The 22933-nt window shown below is 64.7% G+C and carries 22 protein-coding genes; 13 read left to right on the top strand and 9 right to left on the bottom strand.

The window, feature by feature from the left end; all coding sequences use genetic code 11:
- Together DY468_RS17955 and DY468_RS17950 are read right to left on the bottom strand one after the other, a co-directional pair.
- A partial coding sequence (locus DY468_RS17955; RefSeq protein WP_164606155.1) for a branched-chain amino acid ABC transporter permease occupies positions 1 to 702 on the bottom strand: 702 nt, incomplete at its 3' end.
- 214 nt (positions 703 to 916) lie between these two features.
- Positions 917 to 1981 carry an amino acid ABC transporter substrate-binding protein gene (locus DY468_RS17950; RefSeq protein WP_230762009.1) on the bottom strand — a complete coding sequence of 355 codons (1065 nt, stop codon included), beginning with the start codon at positions 1979 to 1981 and terminating at the stop codon, positions 917 to 919.
- On the opposite strand from DY468_RS17950, the gene DY468_RS17945 reads away from it, so the two are divergent.
- Positions 1967 to 3196 carry a LysR family transcriptional regulator gene (locus tag DY468_RS17945; protein WP_246701023.1) on the top strand — a complete coding sequence of 410 codons (1230 nt, stop codon included), beginning with the start codon at positions 1967 to 1969 and terminating at the stop codon, positions 3194 to 3196. The two genes, DY468_RS17950 and DY468_RS17945, sit on opposite strands and share 15 nt — an antisense overlap.
- Positions 3197 to 3357: 161 nt before the next feature.
- Here the strand turns inward: DY468_RS17945 and DY468_RS17940 are convergent, their stop codons facing one another.
- The 4 genes from DY468_RS17940 to DY468_RS17925 all read right to left on the bottom strand — a co-directional run bounded on the left by DY468_RS17940 (position 3358) and on the right by DY468_RS17925 (position 5970).
- A complete protein-coding gene (locus DY468_RS17940; RefSeq protein ID WP_164606152.1) occupies positions 3358 to 3831 on the bottom strand; it encodes an Lrp/AsnC family transcriptional regulator in 474 nt (157 codons plus the stop codon).
- Positions 3832 to 4122: 291 nt separating this feature from the next.
- Positions 4123 to 4620 carry a cupin domain-containing protein gene (locus tag DY468_RS17935; RefSeq protein WP_164606151.1) on the bottom strand — a complete coding sequence of 166 codons (498 nt, stop codon included), beginning with the start codon at positions 4618 to 4620 and terminating at the stop codon, positions 4123 to 4125.
- Between the two features lie 52 nt (positions 4621 to 4672).
- Positions 4673 to 5593 carry a radical SAM protein gene (locus tag DY468_RS17930; RefSeq protein ID WP_164606150.1) on the bottom strand — a complete coding sequence of 307 codons (921 nt, stop codon included), beginning with the start codon at positions 5591 to 5593 and terminating at the stop codon, positions 4673 to 4675.
- On the bottom strand, positions 5590 to 5970 hold the full coding sequence (locus tag DY468_RS17925; RefSeq protein WP_164606158.1) for a NifB/NifX family molybdenum-iron cluster-binding protein: 381 nt from the start codon (positions 5968 to 5970) through the stop codon (positions 5590 to 5592). Before DY468_RS17925 ends, DY468_RS17930 begins: the two co-directional genes overlap by 4 nt.
- Before the next feature lie 494 nt (positions 5971 to 6464).
- Here DY468_RS17925 and DY468_RS17920 point away from each other — a divergent pair, with 494 nt between their 5' ends.
- Both DY468_RS17920 and DY468_RS17915 read left to right on the top strand, forming a co-directional pair.
- Complete coding sequence (locus DY468_RS17920; RefSeq protein WP_502706235.1) at positions 6465 to 7826, top strand: pyridoxal-phosphate dependent enzyme; 1362 nt, start codon at positions 6465 to 6467, stop codon at positions 7824 to 7826.
- 1 nt (position 7827) lies between these two features.
- A complete protein-coding gene (locus DY468_RS17915; protein WP_164606148.1) occupies positions 7828 to 9000 on the top strand; it encodes a trans-sulfuration enzyme family protein in 1173 nt (390 codons plus the stop codon).
- Between the two features lie 18 nt (positions 9001 to 9018).
- Here DY468_RS17915 and DY468_RS17910 read toward each other — a convergent pair whose 3' ends face one another.
- A complete protein-coding gene (locus DY468_RS17910) occupies positions 9019 to 10065 on the bottom strand; it encodes an isopenicillin N synthase family dioxygenase (protein ID WP_164606147.1) in 1047 nt (348 codons plus the stop codon).
- 141 nt (positions 10066 to 10206) lie between these two features.
- Between DY468_RS17910 and DY468_RS24940 the strand changes: the two genes are divergently transcribed.
- The 7 genes from DY468_RS24940 (at position 10207) to DY468_RS17880 (ending at position 17384) form a co-directional block, all read left to right on the top strand.
- The gene (locus DY468_RS24940; RefSeq protein WP_283808787.1) at positions 10207 to 10335 is read left to right on the top strand and encodes a hypothetical protein; all 129 of its coding nucleotides are present in this window, start codon (positions 10207 to 10209) and stop codon (positions 10333 to 10335) included.
- A gap of 151 nt (positions 10336 to 10486) precedes the next feature.
- Positions 10487 to 11317 carry a MetQ/NlpA family ABC transporter substrate-binding protein gene (locus tag DY468_RS17905; protein ID WP_164606146.1) on the top strand — a complete coding sequence of 277 codons (831 nt, stop codon included), beginning with the start codon at positions 10487 to 10489 and terminating at the stop codon, positions 11315 to 11317.
- A 7-nt stretch (positions 11318 to 11324) separates the two neighbouring features.
- Complete coding sequence (locus DY468_RS17900) at positions 11325 to 12461, top strand: methionine ABC transporter ATP-binding protein (RefSeq protein ID WP_205512485.1); 1137 nt, start codon at positions 11325 to 11327, stop codon at positions 12459 to 12461.
- Positions 12415 to 13110, top strand: a complete 696-nt coding sequence (locus tag DY468_RS17895) for a methionine ABC transporter permease (RefSeq protein WP_164606145.1) — start codon at positions 12415 to 12417, stop codon at positions 13108 to 13110. Before DY468_RS17900 ends, DY468_RS17895 begins: the two co-directional genes overlap by 47 nt.
- A gap of 37 nt (positions 13111 to 13147) precedes the next feature.
- Positions 13148 to 14461, top strand: coding sequence for an O-acetylhomoserine aminocarboxypropyltransferase/cysteine synthase family protein (locus DY468_RS17890; RefSeq protein WP_164606144.1), 1314 nt, complete (start codon positions 13148 to 13150; stop codon positions 14459 to 14461).
- A gap of 28 nt (positions 14462 to 14489) precedes the next feature.
- Positions 14490 to 15995 (top strand): nitrogenase component 1, encoded by a 1506-nt coding sequence (locus tag DY468_RS17885; protein WP_164606143.1) that lies wholly within the window; start codon positions 14490 to 14492, stop codon positions 15993 to 15995.
- 9 nt (positions 15996 to 16004) lie between these two features.
- Positions 16005 to 17384 carry a nitrogenase component 1 gene (locus DY468_RS17880; protein WP_164606142.1) on the top strand — a complete coding sequence of 460 codons (1380 nt, stop codon included), beginning with the start codon at positions 16005 to 16007 and terminating at the stop codon, positions 17382 to 17384.
- 13 nt (positions 17385 to 17397) lie between these two features.
- Here DY468_RS17880 and DY468_RS17875 read toward each other — a convergent pair whose 3' ends face one another.
- Positions 17398 to 18510, bottom strand: coding sequence for a threonine aldolase family protein (locus DY468_RS17875; protein WP_164606141.1), 1113 nt, complete (start codon positions 18508 to 18510; stop codon positions 17398 to 17400).
- Between the two features lie 560 nt (positions 18511 to 19070).
- A complete protein-coding gene (locus tag DY468_RS17870) occupies positions 19071 to 19292 on the bottom strand; it encodes a hypothetical protein (protein ID WP_205512483.1) in 222 nt (73 codons plus the stop codon).
- Positions 19293 to 19484: 192 nt separating this feature from the next.
- On the opposite strand from DY468_RS17870, the gene DY468_RS17865 reads away from it, so the two are divergent.
- From DY468_RS17865 to DY468_RS17855, 3 genes are read left to right on the top strand one after another with little or no spacing between them, the layout of a single operon-like run.
- Complete coding sequence (locus DY468_RS17865; RefSeq protein ID WP_246701022.1) at positions 19485 to 20447, top strand: radical SAM protein; 963 nt, start codon at positions 19485 to 19487, stop codon at positions 20445 to 20447.
- 34 nt (positions 20448 to 20481) lie between these two features.
- Positions 20482 to 21357: a nitrogenase iron protein gene (nifH, locus tag DY468_RS17860; RefSeq protein ID WP_164606139.1), complete on the top strand. Its 876-nt coding sequence runs from the start codon at positions 20482 to 20484 to the stop codon at positions 21355 to 21357.
- A 55-nt stretch (positions 21358 to 21412) separates the two neighbouring features.
- A complete protein-coding gene (locus DY468_RS17855) occupies positions 21413 to 22924 on the top strand; it encodes a nitrogenase component 1 (RefSeq protein WP_164606138.1) in 1512 nt (503 codons plus the stop codon).
- The last annotated feature ends 9 nt before the right edge of the window (positions 22925 to 22933 follow it).

The following is a 22933-nucleotide window of genomic DNA, read 5'->3' as shown; positions in this document are numbered from 1 at the left end:
GCCGAGACCGCCGAGGACGCAAACCACGAACGCCTTGCCGAGGTAGGTCGACGAGGTCAGCGGCGAGATCGGGAAGATCAGGGCCATCAGCACGCCGGCACAGCCAGCGAGCGCGGCGCCGAGGCCGAAGGCGACGGCGTAGATCGATTTGACGTCGACCCCCATCAGCACGGCGGCGTCGCGATCGAGCCGCACCGCGACGATGGCGCGGCCGACCCGCGACCGCCGTAAAAGCAGATACAACAGGCCGGTCAGCAGCAGCGCGGTTGCAGTGGCGATCAGGCGGTCGACCGGCACCACCGCGCCTCCCAGCGACACCGAGCCGAGCGGTGGCGTCAGCGTCAGCTTGCGATAGTCGGCGGTGAAGAAATACAGCATCGCGTTGTTGAGGATCAGGTCGAGCCCGAAGGTCAGCGTCAGCGTCACCAGTACCGGGGCGGTGATCACCCGGTTCAGGATCAGCCGCTGCACGACATAGCCGAGCGCGAAGAACAGCGGCGCGGCGATCACGATCGCGTACCACGGTGACAGATGCAGGCTCTGGTACAGTCCGAACGCCAGATAGGCGCCGAGCACGATGAACGAGCCGTGGATCAGGTTGATGACGTTGAGCACGCCCCAGACCAGCGAGAACCCGATCGCGATGCAGCCGTACAGGCTGCCGAGCACCAGCGCGTTGATCAGGATCTGGATGGCTTGCATGAGTGCGGTTTTGCTTGGTTGGAGGCCAGGGGCGGTCGCTTGGAAGAAACGGCACAAGGGCGCCGGGTCGGTTGGTTTAACGAGGCATTTGCCCCCTCATTGCGAGCGCAGCGAAGTAATCTAGAGCGTAGTGCACGGAGCTGGATTGCTTCGTCGCTGCGCTCCTCGCAATGACGGAGGTCGAGGGATTTGGAGAGTACGGATCCCGAGCGACTTACTCGACGCCGATCTTGAGGTCGCCCTGCTTGATCGCCTGCGGGAACAGCACCACCGGCTTGCCGCTCTGGATCTGGAAGACCGGCGGATCGAGCGAGTTGATCTGGCCGTTGGCGCCGAACCTCACCGGGCCGAAGAAGGTGACGACATCGAGCGAGGCCAGCGCGTCGCGCACCTTGTCGCGGTCGAGCGAGCCGGCCTTTTCGATCGCGATCTGGAACAGCGCTCCGCACAGCGCCGCCGAGGCATGGGCGTAGTCCGGCTCGGCGTTGTATTTCGCCTTGAACAGCTTCACGAAGTTCGCCGTCGAACCGAAGATGTCCTTGCCGTCGTATTGTTCGGCCGGATGCCACCAGGCGGCGCTCGAGACGTTCTCGGCGCCCTTGCCGAGCGCATCGATGAATTCCTGATAGGCCGGGCCGGCGATCATCGACACCACCTTGGCCTTCATCTGCTGGTCGGCCATCTGCTTGCGGATCTGCAGCAGGTCGTTGGTATAGCCGGTGACGAAGATCCATTCCGGCGACAGCGCCTTGATCGCCGACAGCGCGGCGGAATGGTCGAGGGTGCCGATCGCGTATTTCTCGAAGTACACCACCTCGAAGCCACCGGTCTTGGCCGACTTCTCCATCTCCTGCGCGATCGCCAGCGGGAACAGGTCGTTGCGGGCGAGGATCGCGATCTTCTTCACCTCCGGGACCTTCTCCTTGACCATCTTGGTCAGCGGGGTGGTCAGGGTGTCGTTCGGGGTGAAGGTGCCGAACAGGTATTTGTAGTTCTGGTCGTAGACCTGGACCGACGATGCGGTCGCGGCCAGTGTCGGCACCTTGTATTTCTCCGACACGGTGCTCGCCGCCTTGGCGGCGCCCGAGCCGAACGGCGCGAACATGAAGTTGACGTTGCTCTGCGTGATCAGCTGCTCGGTCGCCTGGACGGCGCGGGGCGTGTTCGACTGGTAGTCGGTGTAGACGATTTCGACCTTGTAATTCTTGCCGCCGACCGAGATGCCGCCGGCCTTGTTGGCCTGCTCGGCCCACAGATTGTAGCCTTGCTGCTGCTTCACGGCTTCCGGCGCCAGCGGTCCGGTGATCGGCAGCGGCGCGCCGATCTTGATGACGTCGTCCGCCGAGGCGGGGCTGGCATGACCGGCGTATCCGAGCGCGAGCCCACCGAGCGGGACGCAGAGGAGGCGAACGCAGCGAGCAATCCACGAGTGATGCATGTTGTTGTTTCTCCTTGGCGCTTGGACGGGGATGATCCTGCCAAACGATGTATTCGAATAAAAGCATTGAAATTCGAGGTGTCGGATCGAATAATTCGAACGATGGTCGGGCGCTGCCGCGGTTCTGGGCAGTGTCGGCCGGAGGACCTGCCGATGATCGAATCCGCCGCGATCCGCTATTTCCGCGAGGTGACAGAAGCCGGCTCGATCAAGCAGGCCGCCGTAGCGCTGCGGATCGCGCCGAGCGCGATCAGCCGCCAGATTCAGGCGATCGAGGAGGAACTGTCGGTCAAGCTGTTCGACCGCGGTGTCCGCGGCATGGTGCTCACCGATGCCGGGCGTCTGCTGTATCGCTATGCAGTCGACAACCGCAGCCAGCTCGACAGCATCCGCGCCAAGGTGCAGGAATTCGAGACGATGCGCCGCGGCCAGATCAAGTTCGCGACCGTGGAGGGCATGCTCTCCAACTTTCTGTCGAATTTTCTGATCGGGCTGTCGCACGACTACCCGGGGATCTCGGTGTCCATCACCGTGATCGGTTCGCGTACGGTCGCCGAGATAGTGGGGCGGAACGAGGTCGATCTCGGTCTGGTGTTCGGCCGGGCACCGCGTCGCGACCTGATCGAGCTGGCACGAATGCGGCAGTCGCTGTGCTTGATCGTGTCGCCGCGCCACCCGCTGGCAGACCGACGGAGCTGCACGGTGAAGGAGCTCGCCGGTCTTCGGACGGTGATGCCCGATCCGTCGTTCGGAATTCGGCAGGAGATCGACCGCGCCTGCGCCAACGCCAAGGTTCGGCTCGAGGTCTGCAGCGAGACCAATTCGCTGGCGTTCGCGCAGATGATGGCCTCGCGCACCGACCTGGCGACGTTCCTGCCACGCGACACCGCGATGCCGGCTATCGAGGCCGGCCGGCTGGTGGCCGTGCCGCTGCGGGATAATCGGCTGGAAGCGACCCAGGTGACGCTGGTGCGGCTCGCGTCTCGCAACATGTCGCCGTCATGCCGAATGGTCGCCGACCTGCTCGTTACGCGGATGAAGACACGTTTGGACTGAAGTTACTCTTGAATTCACCACCCATAGGGGGAAGCGTTTTCCCTCCGTCTCATCGAACGGGCCCGGCCACTATCTGCCGACGCTGTGTATGCTTCCGCAGCCATGGCGGGGCCCGCAGCGGCGCCTTCGTTTGAGCGAAGGGTGGAAATTGCCGCGCGCGATTATTCGGGCATCGGGACCGGAAGCGCGGTGACGGACTTGATCTTTTCCATCGCGAACCGAGAGGTGACGTTCTTGAGTGAGGCCGTGGTGATCAGTTTTCGGTAGAAACTATCGAAACTCTTAATATCGGCCGCGACCACACGAAGCACGTAGTCGACGTCGCCGGCCATCCGGTAGATCTCCACGACCTCCGGCATGGCGCTGAGACTCTGCGAAAAGCGCGCCTGCCAGCTCTTGGAATGGTCGCCGCTTTCGACAAACACGAACACGGACAGGCCGAGGCCGATCTTGGCCTGATCGACCAGTGCGACGCGGCCAGTGATGACACCGTCCATCTCCAGCCGCTGCATCCGTTTCCAACACGGCGTCGACGACAGACTGATGCGGCTGGCAATCTCCGCGACCGAGAGGGACGCATTTTCCTGCATCACCTGCAGGATCTTGCGGTCGATGGCATCCAGCGGTCGGGACATGTCGGTCGATTACCTGGGATCGGTTGACATCAAGGCCGCGTGACCTGCCACGCAGATGCGACGTGCATGGGTGCAGCGGGGTGGTGCCCGCGATCTAACGGTGCCGCGGGATCAAACACAACGGCTTGCAAACAGTTTGAAATCACCTTCCCTGCAAGGTGTCCTGCGGAGAATGTCTCACTCCTTGCGATGCGGTTGATGAGGTGATCATTTTCGAACTCACGCGTAGTGCGGCGTCGCCGGGCCAAGCTCGGCGCCACATGGTGTGCAGATCACCTGACGCGTGGGGTACTACGCCGCGCGTCCGGTGAACTCCGCGGCCCAGCCGACCGAGTCGCTGAGATAGCGCACCGCCTTGATCCGCCTGGCGCTGGTCAGCCGGAAATTGTGCTCCAGCCCGGCCGGCACCACGACAAAGTCGCCGGGGCCGACATGGAGGTCGGCGCGCCGGCCGTCGACGACGATACCGAAGATGCCGGCGCCGTCGAGGATATGACGGATTTCGTCACCGCCGTGCCGGTGCCAACTCTCGAATTTGGTCGCCAATTGTTCGTAGTCTGAGCGATCGGGATGAAGCGCGATCAGATCGCGTGCCGGAAACGCTGGACGCGGCGGAACCGCAGCAAGTACCTCCGTCTCCGCTGAGGCATCAAGCAGCGGCCGATTCAGCAGTGGCGCAAGCTGTTCCGGAACCGGATGATGTTCGACGACGATTCGATGGGTTTGTGCCAGCCGCGCGATGTCCTCGCCGGTCGCTTGATGTCCGTCTTCGAACAACAGAATAGCCATATGTGGTGGTCCTCGGTTTACCACAACGCTGCGGGAACGCGTGGGGGGCGTCTCAGCCGTGCGAATAGGTCTGTTTGGTGCGAAGGTCGACGTCGCAGAGCGACGCGTTGGCGTCACCGCCCGGTGCTGCCCCGCAGGCGCCGGCGAAACACTGCTGGCAGTGGTTCGAGACGCGCAGGTGGCGTTCCGCATCGGCGCGCGCGACATAGCGTTTCATCAATCCCGGCGCGGGCAGATGCGCGAAGCGGTGCTGCGGCAGCAGCGGGATGATGTTGATGACGTCAGCGCCGGCTTGCGCGACGCGCTCGGCGATGTCGCTGATGTGGTCCTCGTTGACGGTCGGGATCAGTACGGTGTTGACTTTGATGGCGATGCCGAGCGTCGCAGCCCGCGCGATGCCTTCCATCTGGTTGTCGATCAGCCGCGCGGCGGCGGCGTATCCGTGCAGTCTGCGGTGGTCCCGGACAATAGTCCGCGTGATCCGTGCCTGGATCGCGGGATCGACCGCGTTCACCGTGACCGTCAGTGTCGTTACGCCCGCCGCGGCGATCCGGTCGGCCAGTTCGGGCAGCAGAAGCCCATTAGTCGAGAGGCAGATCGCGAGGTCGGGCCAGCGTTCGTGCACCCGTGCAGCGGTGTCGAGCGCGTGGTGAGTCGCCAGCGGCTCGCCGGGACCGGCAATTCCGATTACCGTCAGCGCCGGCGAGCGGGCGCGCACCCGCTCGACCAGCTCGACCGCCTGCGCCGGATCGAGCAGCCGCACGGCGGTGTCCTTGGCGCGATGGTCCGGCTGATCGAACGCATGGCCGCAGAACGCGCAGTCGATATTGCAGGCCGGACTGACCGGCAGATGCAGTCGCGCGACCTGCGCCACCAAGTGTGCCGATCGCTGCGGTTCGCGAGGATGAAAGCCCGGCACGGGATAGGGCAGCGGTTCGGCCGCTTGTAACAGGCCGCCGCTGCCCTCGGTCATGACACGGCGCTCCGATGCAGCAGGCCACTGTCCGCAAGCTCGCGCACCGCGGTGTCGACCGCATCCTCGGTTTCGAACGCCAGTATGCCGAGCGCCGTCAGCCGGTCGATGCCGCATTCGCCGATCCGGGCGACGATGACGGCCTTGCAATCGGCGACCAGCTCGACCGAAACGTCCATCGGTTCGCGCCGTGCCTCGCGGCGGCCGGGGCCGCAGGCGGGCTGGTTGGTCCGCGTTTCGAGCAGGCGGGGTGGGGCGTCGGAGAAATTCCAGATCTGAAACTGGGTGGCGTAGCCGAAATGTTCGGTCACGGTGACGCCGTTACCGGTCGCGATCGCCACCTTGATCGGCGGAGGTGGAAGGTTCGGCGAATCCATAAGCACCGCGCAATCTCTGAACCGGATCCGGACTAATCATTCGCGCCGCGAATGTCCGATCTGTAGCGCATCTGCAGGAGGATTGGCTTTCATTGTCGGCAGGTCGTCGGGCGATGCGTTCTGCGATCCGGTCTGATCATGGAGAGCGATGCTACTCGTAGAATGAGCCGGCACGCGCACGACTGGGATGGCACAGGTAGTGACGGCGGGATCGCGGCAGCGACTCTGTCATGCCTGTGAGTGGATGTGATCGTCACATTCCGGCCGCGCGCCGATTGAGAAGCGAGTTTCTCTCGGCGGTCTGTCGTTGAAACAACTGTACTGCGATTGTCCAGGGCGAGGCGGCGTTTTGCTGAACTCAGCCGGGTGTATTGACGGCGCTTCGGGCGAAGGATCAGGTTGCGCTTCGTCGGTCGTGACGTGACGACCAGCTGGCGCGAAAGATCGAGGGACGGATCGTGAGCTTGGCAGAATTCGCAAGACGGACGGATCGCGTGCCGAAAGGAGTGATCGACCTCATCGGTAACACCCCTCTGGTTCAGCTCACACGGCTGGACACCGGTCCGTGCCGCCTGTTCGCGAAGCTGGAAGGTCAGAACCCGGGCGGATCGATCAAGGACCGTCCGGCGCTGGCGATGATCGAAGCGTTGGAGCGCAGCGGCGAATTGCGCCCCGGCGGGACCTTGGTCGAGGCTACCGCCGGCAACACCGGCCTTGGACTCGCACTGATCGCAGCCCTCAAAGGCTATCGGCTGGTTCTGGTGATCCCGGACAAGATGAGCCGGGAGAAGGTGCTGCATCTGCGGGCGATGGGCGCCGAGGTGGTGATGACCCGGTCCGATGTAGGCAAGGGACATCCGGCCTACTATCAGGATCTCGCTCAGACGATCACCGCGACGACGCCCGGCGCGGTGTTCGTCAATCAGTTCTCCAACCCGGCCAATCCGCTGGCGCATGAATCCGGTACCGCACCGGAAATCTGGGAGCAGATGGACAGGCGGGTCGACGCCGTGGTTTGCGGCATCGGCTCCGGCGGCACACTGACCGGAATCGGCAGGTTCTTCGCGCGGGCGTCTCCGTCGACCGAAATCATTCTCGCCGATCCGAAAGGTTCGGTGCTGGTCGACGTTGCCGAAGGCCGGAAGCCTGGCGAAGTCGGAAGCTGGCTGGTCGAAGGCATCGGCGAGGATTTCGTGCCGGACAATGCGGATTTGCGGCTGATCACGCGCGGCTACACCGTCACCGATGCGGAATCATTTCATGCCGCTCGCGAACTGCTCGGTCGCGAAGGAATCCTGGCCGGCTCGTCGTCCGGAACGCTACTCGCGGCGGCGCTACGCTACTGTCGCGAGCAGGATCGTCCCAAGCGTGTCGTCACGCTGCTGCCCGACGGTGGCAACAAATATCTGTCGAAGATGTTCAACGACACCTGGATGGCGGACCAAGGTTTCATCGAACGCCGCCACGACGGCGACCTACGCGATCTGATCGTGCGCCGCCACGACGAGGGGGCCTCGATCACGGTCGGCCCCGACGACACGTTGAACTTCGCCTATTCGCGGATGAAGCTCTACGAAATCTCGCAACTCCCGGTGCTGGTCGACGATCAGGTGGTCGGAATCATCGACGAATCCGATCTGCTGATGGCGACGATCGGCAATCCGGCGAAGTTCGCCGAGCCGGTGCACCTGGCGATGAGCAAGCGCGTCGAAACCGTGCAGGCCTCGGCGCCGTTCGAAAGCCTGATGCCGGTTTTCAACCGGGGCCATGTCGTCGTGGTCGTCGACGGCGTTCGTTTTCTCGGTCTGATTACCAGGATCGACTTGATCAACCACCTCCGCAGCAAGGTTCACTGAAATGGATAAGTCGACCAACGTCCGGACGCGAGGCGCCAACACCCGGGCCGTGCACGGCGGGCAGCATCCCGACCCGTCGACAGGCGCGGTGACGACGCCGATCTACGCCACCTCCACATTCGTTCAATCGGCCCCAGGCGTGCACAGCGGCTACGAATACGCGCGCTCGCAGAACCCGACACGGGCCGCGTTCGAAGCGGCGATCGCCGATGCCGAGCGCGGCACCGCCGGCTTCGCATTCGCCTCCGGGCTCGCGGCGGAAGCCGCGCTGCTCGAATTGGCCGCACAGGGGAGCCACATCGTTGCCTCGGATGATCTCTACGGCGGGAGCTGGCGGCTGTTCCATCGCGTGCGCAGCTATTCGGCCGGCCTCACCATCGACCATGTCGATCCCGCTGATCTCGATGCGCTCCGCGCGGCGATCAAGCCGAACACCGCCTTCATCTGGATCGAGACGCCGAGCAATCCGACGCTGCGGCTGTCCGATCTCGAGGCGATCGCAGCGATCGGACGCGAGCACAAGGTGCTCACTGTCGTCGACAACACCTTCGCCTCGCCGGCGGTGCAGCGACCGCTGGAGCATGGCATCGACATCGTCGTGCATTCGGTCACCAAATATATCGGCGGCCATTCCGACATCGTCGGCGGCGCCATTGTCGTGCGCGACCCCGAGCTGACTCGGAGGCTGCAGTTCCTGCAGAACGCCACCGGCGGCATCCTCGATCCGTTCTCGAGTTTCCTGGCGCTGCGCGGCATCAAGACTCTGCCGTTGCGGCTGCAGCGGCACAGCGCCAACGCCCTGGCGGTGGCGCGCTGGCTCGAATCGCATCCGAAGGTGGAGGGGGTGATCTATCCGGGTCTCGCCAGCCATCCGCAGCACGCACTGGCGGCGAGGCAGATGGACGGCGGCGGCGGAATGGTCGCGGCCTATCTCGACGCCGACGACCAGCGGACCGTGGCGGTGCTCAGCCGTTTCCGGCTATTTGCCCTGGCGGAAAGCCTCGGTGCGGTCGAGAGCCTCGTCGGCCAGCCTTGGAGTATGAGCCATGCGTCGCTGCCGGAGGCCGATCGGCTGGCTCGCGGCATCCGGCCGAATTTGATCCGGCTGTCGGTTGGGATCGAGGACGCCGAGGACCTGATCGACGATCTCGAACAGGCCCTCTCGGTGCTTTGATCTGCAGGCTCCGCCCCGCTAATAGGCGGACGCGAGGTCCGGTTCGTTGACGGCATCCTCGAGCAGATCGGCATGGTGGCGCCGGGCGACGTCCGGATGTGACCGCAGCCGGCCTTTCAGGTAGTTGCGGCCGACCTCGCGGAACAGCGGATTCTTTGGATCCTGCGTGATGCCCCTGGCATGCGGCGCGAGAGTGGGCGGCAGCTGCAGAACTGGCACGCTGGCGTCCAGTCGGGCGCCGAGGAAGAAGGCGACCGACAGCCGGTCGGTCCCGGCCGGCGGCGACACCACGCGATGGACGTTCGCGCGCAGCGTTCCGTTGGAGGCGAGTTCGAGAATCTCGCCGATATTGACCACGAAAGACCCTGGCAGCGGCGGCGCATCGATCCAGCCGTCGTCGGTCTCGACCTGCAGGCCAGCGACCGAATCTTGCAGCAGAATGGTGACGAACCCGGAGTCCTTGTGGGCGCCGACGCCTTGATCACTCTCGGTCGCGGCGCGGCCGGGATAGCGGATGATCTTGATGAGCTGGTGCGGCGACGGCGCATAGATCGGTTCGAACACATCCTCGGGCTGGTCGAGCGCCGCGGCGAACACGCGCAGCACCTTGATCGCCAGCGCGGTGACCTCCTGCTGATAGCGCAGCAGCAGAGGCTTGAGTTCCGGCTGAGCGCTCGGCCACTGGTTCGGACCTTGCAGACGTGTCCAGGCCGGCGCCGCCCGGCTGAACGGAAACGCTTCGCGCTCGGCGCCGACGTCGAGCTGTTCGCGCCAGTCCGCTGCGCCCCGCGTGAATTCCCGCCCGGCCCTGGTGTAGCCGCGGAAATGGGGCGAGTTCACCATTTCAATCGACAGCTTGTCGGCTTCGGGAAGCGAGAAGAAATTGCGCGAGGCGGTCAACACGTCGCGGATCAGCCGGTCGGAGATGCCGTGCCCGACCAGATAGAAGAAGCCCGGGCCGAACGCCGCATCGCGGACATTGCGCAGGAACGCGTCGCGTTGCGCCGGCTCCTTGTCGAATCTGGCGAGGTCGAGGACGGGAAGCGTTCTGACTGAATTCGGCATCGGTCTGTTCCTGTTTGGACGATCGCGCAAATGATGATTGCGGTCCACCCGGCTGTCGAGCCGTTCGCGAAAATAGCATCGTGCGTTCTGCGTCGGCATGGTGAAACGATTAGTTTGTGTCGCTGGCTGAGGTGCGGATGGATGACCATTCCGCAGGCTTTGACCATTTGTGGCGTGGCCGCCATGCGGCAGTCCGACGACGCGGCTGCGATCATCAAGCTGATAGCAGGCCATGTAGAGCGCGAATCTACCGGCGGATCGAACAAATAACGAGAGTGCCGGAAATTTCGAATCTCATTTCCCAATGCGCATTGAATTTGGACGGTCCTTCTCGCCGTGCTGATTGCCAAAGCTGTGCACGCTCCCTAGCATTGTCGTGGTAGTCGCGAATGCTGTTATCTGATCGGTCAAGAGGGCGGCGATGAAGAGAGCATCGGTTATCACCAAACAGTTCGAGGGGATTAAGTGGAGCCGATCGACTCTATTCTGTGCCCTGGTGGTCGCCGTGATCGGTGCGGCAGCGCCGTCCGCCGCGCAAACCATCCGCCTGGGCGTCACCAGCGGGCCTCACGCGCAGATCGCCGAGGCGCTGCTGCCGGTGGCGAAGGCCAAAGGCCTGAACGTCAAGCTGGTCGAATTCTCCGACGGCGCCCTGATCGACGTCGCCACTGACGCGGGTGAACTGGAAGCCAATGCGTTTCAGCACACGCCGTATCTGGACCAGCAGAACCGCGACCGCCGGCTCGACGTCGTATCGGTGGGGCGCACCATCCTGCTGCCGATGGCGGGCTATTCTCGCAAGCACAAGTCCCTGGCCGATCTGCCGGTCGGCGCGAAGATCTCGATTCCGAACGATCCGACCAATGGGGGCCGCGCATTGAAGCTGCTGGAAGCGGGCGGTGTGATCAAGCTCGCGCCAGGCAGTACGTTCAGCGCGACCGAACTCGACATCACCGATAATCCGAAGAGCGTGAAGATCCTGGCGATGGAGACGGCGCAACTGCCGCGCTCGCTCGACGACGTCGACTTCTCCGTCATCACCTCGTTCTTCGCGCTCAGCGCGGGGCTGGTTCCCAACCGGGACGCGCTGCTGATCGAGAGCCAGCAGTCCGACTATGTCTGTCTGATCGGTGTCGCCCGCAAGAATGCGGGCCAGGAGTGGGTCAAGGCCCTGGTGGACAGCTATCAGTCTCCGGAGGTGAAGGAGTTCATCGAGAAGAAGTTCAGCGGCAACATCATCGCGGCGTGGTGATGGTCGGATGAACGCGGTTTTGGCCATCTCGGAGTTCAGCGCCAGACCGGCCGGAGACGACGGTCCGGCCGGCGTGCCCGCCGTGCGCATTGAAGGGCTGTCGAAGACCTTTTCAAAGGCATCGGGGCCGGTGCTCGATGACGTCTCCTTGACGATCCAGCGTGGCGAGGTCCATGGCATCATCGGCCGCTCCGGCGCGGGCAAGAGCACGCTGGTCCGCTGCATTAACTTGCTTGAGCGGCCGAGCGCGGGACGGGTGTTCGTGTCCGGCCGCGAGATCACCAGCCTGCGCGGCCGTGCGCTGAGAACTGCGCGGCGCGACATCGGCATGATCTTCCAACACTTCAATGTGCTGTCGTCGCGCACGGTCGCGGGCAACGTGGCGCTGCCGTTCAAGGTGGCCGGGCTGTCGCGCGCGGAGATCGCGCGACGGATTCCGCCGCTGCTGGAGTTGGTCGGGCTGTCCGACAAGGCGGACGCCTATCCGTCGGAGCTGTCCGGCGGCCAGAAACAGCGGGTCGGTATCGCGCGGGCGCTCGCGCTCGATCCGTCGGTGCTGCTGTGCGACGAGGCGACGTCGGCGCTCGATCCGGAGACGACCGAACAGACTCTCGCTTTGCTGCGCGACATCAATCGCAAGCTCGGCCTCACCATCGTGCTGATCACGCACGAAATGCAGGTTCTGCGCGACATCGCCACGCGCGTCGCCGTGCTCGATCACGGCCGGCTGGTGGAGGAGGGGGCGACCTTCAACGTATTGGCGTTTCCGAAGTCCGCGGTGGCGCGCTCGTTCCTGTCCGGCCTGGTGGCGCACGAGCTGCCGCCACTGGTCGCCGCGCGGCTGTTGCCCGAAGCCGTCCCCGGCAGCGATCCGGTGCTGCGCATCGTCTTCACCGGCGAGGCGGCGCACGACCCGATCGTCGCCGATCTGGTGTCGCAGTTCCAGATCGTCCCCAACATCCTGCACGGCCGGATCGATTATGTCGGCGACAGGCCGCTCGGCGTGCTGACGCTGGTCGCCGGCGGCGCCGGTCCGCGGCTTCCGGCCGTGCTGTCACGCCTCGCTTCTCTTGGATTATTCGTGGAAGTCATTGGTCATGCCGTTCGATCTGCTGTCACCTGCCGTCACGGCGTTGCTGTTTGAGTCGCTGAAGCAGACCGCCTACATGGTGTCGATCGCGGCGGTGGTGTCCACCGCGCTCGGCCTGCCGCTCGGCGTGCTGCTGGTGGTCACGTTGCCCGGCCATATCCTTCCGCTGCCGGTTTTCAATCGGATCCTTGGCACGGCCGTCAATCTGGTTCGCTCGACGCCCTTCATCATCCTGATGGTGGCGATCATTCCGTTCACACGGGTGATTGCCGGCAGCTCGGTGGGGACCAGCGCGGCGGTTGTGCCGCTGACGGTCGCGATCACGCCGCTGTTCGCGCGCCTTGCGGAGACGGCAATGCGGGAAGTCGATCGCGGCCTGATCGAGGCGGCCGAAGCGATCGGCGCCTCTCCGTTGCAGATCATCCTCCGCGTCATCGTTCCCGAGGCGCTGCCGAGCATTGTGGCGGGACAGACTGTCGCGCTGGTGAGCCTGATCGGCTATTCGGCGATGGCCGGCACCGTCGGCGGCGGCGGGCTCGGCGACCTCGGGGTGCGCTTCGGTTATCAGCGCTTCATGCCGGAAGTGATGATCGCCGTGGTGATCGTTCTCGTCACCATCGTCCAGAGCGTCCAACTGCTCGGCGATGCAGCGGCACGCGCCGTCAATCATCGGATCGCCCGCGGCAAGCGATCGACCTCCTGACCGCCACGCATCGCCGCCCACCTGAAGGACATCGACCATGTCGCTGCAAACTGTCCAACCGCTTCATCCCGGCAACATCGATACGCTCGCGCTGCACGGCGGTTCGTTTCGCGCCGACCCGGCCACCGGCGCGACGCAGGTGCCGATCTATCAGAGCACCTCGTTCGATCTGCAGAGCACGGAGCGGGCCGACCGCCTGGTAAATTTCGAGGAGTTCGGCTTCGTCTATTCGCGGATCGGCAATCCCACCGCTCATGTGCTGGAGGAACGGCTGGCGGCGATCGAGGGCGGCGCTGCGGCGCTGGCGCTGGCGTCGGGGCAGGCGGCGGTAGCGCTGTCGGTGCTGACACTGGTGCAGGCCGGGGACAACATCGTCACAGGCACTGACCTCTATGGCGGCACTTGGAATTTCTTCGCCAATCGCCTGAAGCAATTCGGCATCGAGGCCCGCTTCGTCGACCCGGCCGATCCTGAAGCGTTCCGGGCGGCGACCGACGACCGCACTCGGCTGTATTTCGGCGAGACGCTGCCGAACCCGAAGCTGAATGTGTTTCCGATCCGCGAAGTCGCGGAGATCGGCCGCAGCTTCGGTATCCCGCTGATCGTCGACAACACAGCGGCGCCTCTGCTGGCGCGGCCGATCGACCATGGGGCGTCGATCGTGGTGCATTCGGCGACGAAGTACATCGGCGGTCACGGTACCACGATCGGCGGCGTCATCATCGATAGCGGGCAGTTTCCGTGGGAGGAGTTCGGCGAGCGGCACCGGCTCATCACCGGCCCAGATCCGTCCTACAACGGCCGCAACTGGCCGGACATTGCGCGGCCTTTCGGCCCGGTGGCCTACGCCTTCGCGGCACGCGCCGGTCTGCTGCGCGATCTCGGCCCGGCTCTGTCGCCGCAGAACGCGTTCCAACTGATTCAGGGGCTGGAGACGCTGCCGCTGCGCATCCGTCAGCAGACCGCGAACGCCGCGCGTGTCGCTGAGTATCTGTCGAGCCACCCCAAGGTCGAAACCGTGATCTATCCCGGCCTGCAGAGCGGCGAGGCGCGAAAGCGCGCCGACACCTATCTGAAGGGCGGCTACGGTGCGCTGGTCGGCTTCGAACTGCCGGGCGGTTTTGCCGCCGGCCGTCGCTTCATCAATGCGCTGAAGCTGCTGTTTCACGTCGCCAATATCGGCGACGCGCACAGTCTGGCGATCCATCCGTCGTCGACCACGCACGCGCAGCTCGCGCCGGAGAAGCAGCTCGCGGCCGGCGTCACGCCGGGCTACGTCCGGCTGTCGGTCGGCATCGAGAGCGTCGACGACATCATCGCCGATATCGCGCAGGCGCTCGACCAAGCCTGATCCGACACCGCAGCGAGCGAGGCGCGCCATGGCGCTCAATCTGAAAAATCCGCAGGTGGAAACCCGCGACCAACGGCTCGGCACCATCACCCAGTGGGATGGTCGCGCCGACCAGCTGGTTCGCGACTCCGCCTTCACCTATGGCTGTTCCAAAGGTTGCGACAATGGCGGGCGGAGGCTGTGTGAGCAGTCGAGCCCGTTCCAGCAGGCCTCGATGTGCGCCGAGCACATCGCCGTGACCAACGCCACGATCATTCAGGAATCGGTGGTGGTGCAGCACGCGCCGATCGGCTGCGCCGCCAGCCAGTCGTTCACCGCGCGCTACTATCGTGATCTTGCCGCGCGGCGCGGCTGGACGCTGGAAGATCCGAAATCGATCTGCACCAATCTCGGCGAGCAGGACATGGTGTTCGGCGGGGTCGAGCGCCTCGAACAGACCATCCGCGACGCGTTCGAGCGGCATCAGCCACGCGTGATCTTCGTGGCCACCTCCTGCGCCACCGGCATCATCGGCGACGATGTCGACGGCGCGGCGAAGCGGGTCGAGGACGAGATCGGCATTCCGGTGGTGACGCTGCATTGCGAAGGCTTCAAGTCGAAGCACTGGTCGAGCGGCTGGGACGTGATCGAGCACGGGATCCTGCGGCGGCTGGTGCCGCACGCGCCGCAGCGCCAGCCGGATCTCATCAACGTCATCCATCTCGGCGGACCGGATGTGTTCTCGCCGTTGCTGGGTCCGCTCGGGCTGCGCGTCAATCTGGTGATGGGTGGCAACACGCTGGAGCGGCTGGCGCAGATGTCGGAGGCGGCCGCGACCGTGACGATGTGCTTCGTGCTGTCCTATCTCGCCACCGGCCTCGAGCAGGAGTTCGGCGTGCCCGAGGTCAAGGCGCCGTTGCCCTACGGGCTCGACGCCACCGACAACTGGCTGCGCGACATCGCGCGACTGACCGGCAACGACGACAAGGTCGAGGCGGTGATCGCCGGCGAACGGGCGCGGATCGCCCCGGAGCTGGCTCGGCTGCGCAAGGCGCTGACAGGCAAGCGCGGCTTCGTCGCTGCCGGCGCGGCCTTCGCGCACGGCCTTCTGGCGGATCTGCGCGAACTCGGCGTCGAAGTCGACAGCGCGTTCTCGTTCCACCACGATCCGACCACGGACAGCGGCGACCCAAAGCAGGATTCGCTCGGTCACCTCGTCGACGTCTGGGGCGACGTGCCGAACTACACGGTGAGTCCCGACCAGCATTTCCAGGCCCACGCCGCGCTGCAGCGTGCGCGGCCGGATTTCGTCATCTGCCGCCATTCCGGCACCATGGCGGTGCTCGCCGGGCGAATGGGAATTCCGGTACTGCCGATCTTCTATTCCAACGACGGTCTCGGCTACGAAGGCCTGCTCACGATCGGCCGCGCCATCCTGCGCGTGTTGCCGCGCAAGCGGTTCTATGACGACGTCGCCGCGAACAGCTCCTTCCCGTATCAATCGTGGTGGCTGGCACAGACCGATCCCTATGCCCCCATCGCCGAACCCGCCTGAGATCGACCCATGCTGTCTCCTGTCACCGACAATCTCGACGCCTCCGGCACATTCTGCAGTTCGCCGGGCGCGATCGAGCAAGTCCGCTACGGCTGCAGTCTCGGCGCGCTGGCGAGCGTGATTGCCATCCCCGGCGCCGTGCCGATCACGCATTGCGGACCCGGCTGCGCCACCAAGCAGTTCCATGCGCTGTCCGGCATCAACGCCTATCAGGGCGGCGAATTTCATGTGCCGAGCAGCAATATCGGCAATCAGGAAGTGATCTTCGGCGGTGCTGATCGCCTCGACGAACTGATCCGGTCGACGCTGAAGGTGATGCAAGCCGATCTGTTCGTGGTGCAGTCCGGCTGCGTTCCCGGGCTGGTCGGCGACGACGTCGGTAGCGTCGTGCGGAGCTATCAGAGGCAGGGCGTTCCAATCGTGTTCGCCGAGACCAGCGGTTATCGCGGCAACAATTTCACCGGCCACGAAACCATCATCCGCGCCATCATCGATCAGTTCGTCGATGCCAACGATGCGCCGCTGCAGCATGGCCTGGTCAATGTCTGGTCGCTGCTGCCGTATCAGAATCCGTTCTGGCGCGGCGATCTCACCGAGATCAAGCGGATCCTCGAAGGCATCGGGCTCGAGGTCAATATCCTGTTCGGCCCGGCGTCGGCGGGCGTCGAGGAGTGGCGCGCCATTCAGCGGGCGCAGTTCAATCTGGTGCTGTCGCCCTGGCTCGGCCTCGCCACGGCCGCGCATCTCGAAGACCTCTACGGTCAGCCGTTCCTGCACGTACCCACGATTCCGATCGGCGCCAAAGCGACCAGCGCATTCCTGCGCCAAGTCGTCGATTTCGCCGGCCTCGATCGCGAGCGCGCGGAGGCGTTCATCACGCAGGAGGAGAGGGAGTACTACGTCTATCTTCGCGACTTCGCCTCGTTCTACGCCGGTTGCACCAGCCAGTATCGGCTGCCGTCGACGGCGATCGTGGTCAGCGAAAGCGCCTACAATCTCGCGGTGGCGAGTTTCCTGGTCGAGCAGCTCGGTCTCAATCCCGGTCCGATGGTGATCAGCGAGAACCCGCCGGTGGATTTTCGCGAGACGATCCAGAAACAATATCGATCACTCGCCGACGGCGCGGGTAACGAGGCGGTCTTCGAACAGGACGGCCACCGCATTCACGACCTGATCCGGCAAGCCGATCTGACCGGAGAGCTGCCGATTGTTTTCGGCTCGACCTGGGAGGCGGCGCTGGCGGACGCGATCGGGGCGCCGCTGGTCGAGATCGGCTATCCGTGCACCGACGAGGTTGTGTTGTCACGGGCCTATGTCGGTTATCGCGGCGCTCTGGCGCTGATCGAGCGCACATATACGACGGTGGTTCGGGCCAGCACGATGGGGTAGGGCGCCGCGCAGGCTAACCGGCGACCGAGTAGACGGGCCTCTCGTCATCGACGCCGGCGGCGTGCTGCTGAAGCAGGTCGCGCACGATGTCGAGCGTCTCCTCGATCATCGCGGCGTCGACGTCGAGATGGGTGCAGGCCCGCATCCGGCCTCCCATGATCGACATCAGCACGCCGCGCCGGCGCAACCCGGCCGCGAATTCCTCGTTGGAGATGCCGGTGCCGGCGACATCGAAGAACACGAGGTTGGTCTCGGGCGGTTGAACGTGGATGCCTTCCAATCGCGACAGTCCTGCGGCGAGCTGCTGGGCTTGGATGTGATCGTCGACGAGGCGATCGATGTTGTGATCCAGTGCGTAGTGGCAGGCGGCCGCACAGATGCCGGCCTGCCGCAACGAGCCGCCGAGCCTCTGTTTCCAGCGCCAGACCTCGTCGATGAAGCCGCGCGATCCCGCCATCACGGCGCCGAGCGGGGCGCCGAGGCCTTTGCTGAAATCGATCCAGACCGAGTCCCAGCCCGCGACCATCTCCCGTGGGCTGAGACCGCTGGCGACGCTCGCATTCAGCAGCCGCGCGCCGTCCATGTGGGTGGCGAGACCGTTGGCCTTCGCCAGCGCTGCAATCCGATCGAGCGTCGATTGCCGCCAGATCGTGCCGCCGCCGAGATTGGTAGTGTGCTCGACGCTCACCATCGTCTGTCGAGCCAGATGTCGATCGGGAGGACGAAGAACCTTGCTCAGATCGTCGGGCGTGAATTGCCCGTTCGATCCGGGCAACGGCCTGATTTGCACCCCGCCGAGTGCCGCATGGGTGCAGCCTTCGAGCGACACGATGTGCGATGTTTCGTGCGCCAGGATCTCGTCGCCGGCCCGGCAGTGCGCCAGCGTGGCTGCGATGTTGCAGATCGTGCCCGACGGCATGAACAATGCGGCTTCCTTGCCGAGCAGCGCGGCGACGCGATCGCACAGGCTGTTCACCGTTGGATCGGCGCCGAGCTGCTCGTCGCCGACCTCGGCATCTGCCATCGCCTGCCGCATCGCGCGACACGGCCGGGTTTGCGTATCCGAGAACAGGTTGATCCGGATCGGCGGCAGGCTCGGATCGTCGGGAACGGGCGCGTACACCATGCGGATCCGCCTATGTCACGGCGACGTGCGCCGCCGTGCTCGCGGTCCGGCCATCCTCGTGAGTCCAGACGAAGGCGAATCCGCGTGCCGCCGAGGACGGGATCTTGATGCGCGGGCTGCTGCGCCATAGAGCGCGACCGTCCGCGCCAGCGCGACAGCCAGCCGGTGAACGTTGGAACGTGATGACATCACCAAGTCGAGTCACGGGAAAACTGACGTTGCAAATTAGTGTGCCTGATGAATTGCAGAGTCGCCTGGATGAAGCGGACTCGGCAAGAGGTTTGGAAAAATAAGTAGCAACCACTTTTGCACCCCGGCCGGCCAGTACGAAATTGCATCGAGGTCGTCGTCGGCGACAATCTATTTTCGCAGTGGGACGGCGATCCACGGCATCGTCGATGCGTCCGGCGGGCTCGTTGCAATCATTGCTGTTGCGGCTTCGTGTCGACACGCATTTTGGCCGACCTCGGGTGTCGTCGAGGCTTCGTGGCGCGGTAGATTCGTTGCGCCGATGCCCCGGTCGGCATGTAGGAGGGACGACGTATTGCGATACGCCCATCTCAGCCCGCCGGAGTCGCCGCCTGTCTGGTCGCGCGCTCCACTATCTGCGAAATCGCCAGCGTGCTTTGCCGGGGCCCGCATCCGGTCCAGCTTGCCGCCGATTGGTGGGGCGCGTTCTGGATCAGGTTGGGGCTCACGTCGATGAGCTTGGCAGTGATCGCGGCGAAGCGCGGCTCGTGATCGTCGTCGGACGCCGCTGCCGGGATCAGCGGCAAGTACATACCGTGTAGCTACGGTGATAGCATCGATGCGTCGCGTACTCCACTGAAGCAGAAAACCCCGCACGCATCCGCTCCAACTATGAAAGCCAATCCTCGGAAGTTTGAGCTACGAGTCAGGTGTCATGTCGTGGCGTCGTGCAGCGATCGCTCTATTGTTGTGCGGACGAGAAACGGGAATTGGCGCAGTAACAGATGGATAGTACATCGAACATCGTCCCAGATGCGGTCGGGGGCGCAAGTGCCTGTCCGGCGCAGACGATGCGCATGGTGGCGTCGACGCCGGCGTTTCCCGCACTGGAGGGCCGCCATCCGTGCTTCAGTACCACGGCTGAGGGTCATTCACGCAGCGCGCGGCTGCACCTTCCGGTCAGCCCCGGCTGCAACATCGACTGCGCGTTCTGCATTCGCGATTTTAATCGTCGCGACCAGCGTCCGGGCGTGGCGACGCGCCTGTTGACGCCGGAGCAGGCGGTCGACATCGTCGACCGTGCGCTCGCGCTGTGTCCGACCATCAACGTCGTCGGCATCGCCGGGCCGGGCGATCCGCTGGCGACGCCGCATGCGCTGCGCACCTTCGCGGGTGTGCACGCGCGCTGGCCGGATCTGGTGCTGTGCCTGTCGACCAATGGCCTGATGCTGCCGGAGCGGATCGACGACATCGCCGCGGTCGGCGTTCGGACGCTGACGGTCACCGTCAACTCGGTCGATCCGCTGATCCAGGCGCGGATCACACCGAAGATCGCTTGGCAGCGTAAGCGCCTGGACGACGTCGCCGCCGCCGAAAGGCTGATCGCCAATCAGCTCGACGGCATCGCCCGCGCTGCGGCGCTCGGTCTGACCATCAAGGTCAACACCGTGCTGATCCCAACCCTCAACGACGACCACATCGGGGCGGTCGCCGAACGGGTCGCCGCCGCGGGTGCGCATCTGATCAACATCATCCCGTTGATCCCGCAACACGGCTTCGCAGGTCTGCCGGCACCCGGAATGCTGATGCGTCACGCCGCACGCCGCGCGGCCGAACGGCATCTGCGGGTGTTCACGCATTGCCAGCGCTGCCGCGCGGACGCCTGCGGCATTCCCGGTGTCAGCGACTACGCCGCCCAGCTTTACGGCGACGGCATCAGCGCCGAGCCGACTTTCTCACACGGCTGAAGCCGTTCGTCCGACATCCAACTGGAGAAGCCACATGGCCAGGAAGCTGAAACAGATCGCGATCTACGGCAAAGGCGGCATCGGCAAGTCGACCACCACCTCCAACATCAGCGCCGCGCTGGCCGAGGCCGGCTACAAGGTGATGCAATTCGGCGCCGATCCGAAGGCCGACTCCACCAACACCTTGCGCGGCGGCGAATACATTCCCTCGGTGCTCGATCTCCTGGCGGAGCGGCGGCGCGTCGATGCCTATGAGGCGATCTTCGAAGGCTTCGGAGGCATTTATTGTGTCGAGGCCGGTGGTCCGCAGCCCGGCGTCGGCTGCGCCGGCCGCGGCATCATCACGGCGGTGGAACTGCTGAAACAGCAGCGCGTGTTCGAGGAATTGAACATCGACATCGTGATCTACGACGTGCTCGGCGACGTGGTGTGCGGCGGCTTCGCCGTGCCGGTGCGCGAGGGCATCGCCGAGCACGTCTTCACGGTGTCGTCGTCGGATTTCATGGCGATCTACGCCGCCAACAACCTATTCCGCGGCATCGAGCGATTTTCGAACTCGGGTGGCGCGCTGCTCGGCGGCATCATCGCCAATTCGATCAACACCGAGTTCCAGCGCGAGATCATCGACGATTTCGCCGCCCGCACCGATACGCCGATCGTGCAGTATGTGCCGCGCTCGCTGACGGTCACGCAGGCCGAGCTGAGCGGGCGCACGACGATCGAGGCGGCGCCGCAGTCGGCACAGGCCGACGTCTATCGGCAGCTCGCCAAGCGCATAGCAGACCATACCGAGTCCAAGGTGCCGACGCCGCTCAATCCACAGCAGCTGCGGGAGTGGTCGGCGCGCTGGGCCGATCATCTGGTCGCGGCCGAGCGGGCGGAAGCGGAGCGCAGCCGCGAGATCGCCTAGTCCGCGATCGGGCACAAACCATCAGCCTTTTCCCATCACCTGCGGAGCATCCGGGATGACGCTCAATCTCAAGACCTCGACCGTCGAGACCCGCGAGCAGCGGCTCGGCACCATCATCGGCTGGGACGGCACGGCATCGAAGCTCGCCGATGAATCGGCATTTTCGCGTGGCGACTGCGGTGGGTGCGGCTCCAAGGCGCGGCGGATCTGCGAGCTGGAAGGTCCCTTCACCCAGGGATCGGTGTGCAGCGAGCAGATGGTCGAATGCCAGGCCGGCAACATCCGCGACGCCGTGCTGATCCAGCATTCGCCGATCGGCTGCGGAGCCGGGCAGGTGATCTACAATTCGATCTACCGCAACGGTCTGGCGATGCGTGGCCTGCCGGTGCAGAACATCCGCTTCATCTCGACCAATCTGCGCGAGCGCGACATGGTCTATGGCGGCGTGGACAAGCTGGCCGTCGCGATCCGCGCCGCGTTCGAACGGCACCAGCCGAACGCGGTGTTCATCGCCACCTCCTGCGCCAGCGGCATCATCGGCGATGACGTCGAGAGCGTCGCCCGCGCGCTGGAAGCCGAGTTCGGCGTGCCGGTGATCCCACTGCATTGCGAGGGCTTCAAGTCGAAGCACTGGTCGACCGGATTCGACGCCACGCAGCACGGCATCCTGCGGCAGATCGTGCGCAAGAATCCGGAGAAGCGTCAGGACGATTTGATCAACGTCATCAATCTGTGGGGTACCGACGTGTTCACCCCGATGCTGGCTGAGCTCGGGCTGCGGGTGAACTACGTCGTCGATATGTCGACCGTGGAGCAACTGGCGCAGATGTCGGAGGCGCGGGCGACCGTGAGCTTCTGCTACACGCTCGGGACATATTTGGCGACCGCGCTGGAGCAGGACTTCGGAGTCGAGCAGATCAAGGCGCCGCAGCCCTACGGCTTTCCCGGAACCGACGCTTGGCTGCGCGAACTCGCCCGCGTCACGGGCCGGGAGGCACAGGCCGAGAACTACATCGCGCGTGAGCACGCGCGGGTGAAGCCGCTGCTCGACGAATTGCGGCCGAAGCTGAAAGGCCTCAAGGGCTACGTCGCCACCGGCTCGGCCTATTCGCACGGGCTGATCGGCGTGCTGCGCGAGATCGGCGTCGAGGTCGACGGCTCGCTCGTGTTCCACCACGACCCGGTCTACGACAGCGAGGATCCGCGCCAGGACTCGCTCGGCCATCTGGTCGAGAACTATGGCGACGTCAGACACTTCACCGTCGGCAATCGGCAGCAGTACCAGTTCTACAATCTGCTGCAGCGGGTCAAGCCGGACTTCATCATCATTCGCCACAACGGCCTTGCGCCGCTGGCTGCCCGTCTCGGCATTCCGGCGATTCCGCTCGGCGACGAGCATCATGCGCTCGGCTATCAGGGCATGGTCAATCTCGGCGAGTCGATCCTGGCGGCGCTGCAGCATCGCAAGTTCCATCAGGACATCGCGCGGCGTGTGAGCCTTCCCTACAAGCAATCCTGGCTGGCGCAGACGGACCCGTTCGCGCTGTCTCGCGCAGCCGTCGCCTAGAGGACACCT

The organism is Rhodopseudomonas sp. BR0M22 (assembly GCF_010907035.1).
Taxonomy (GTDB): Bacteria; Pseudomonadota; Alphaproteobacteria; order Rhizobiales; family Xanthobacteraceae; genus Rhodopseudomonas.
Note: the sequence above shows the minus strand (reverse complement) of the source record. Positions and strands in the feature narration are given on the sequence as shown.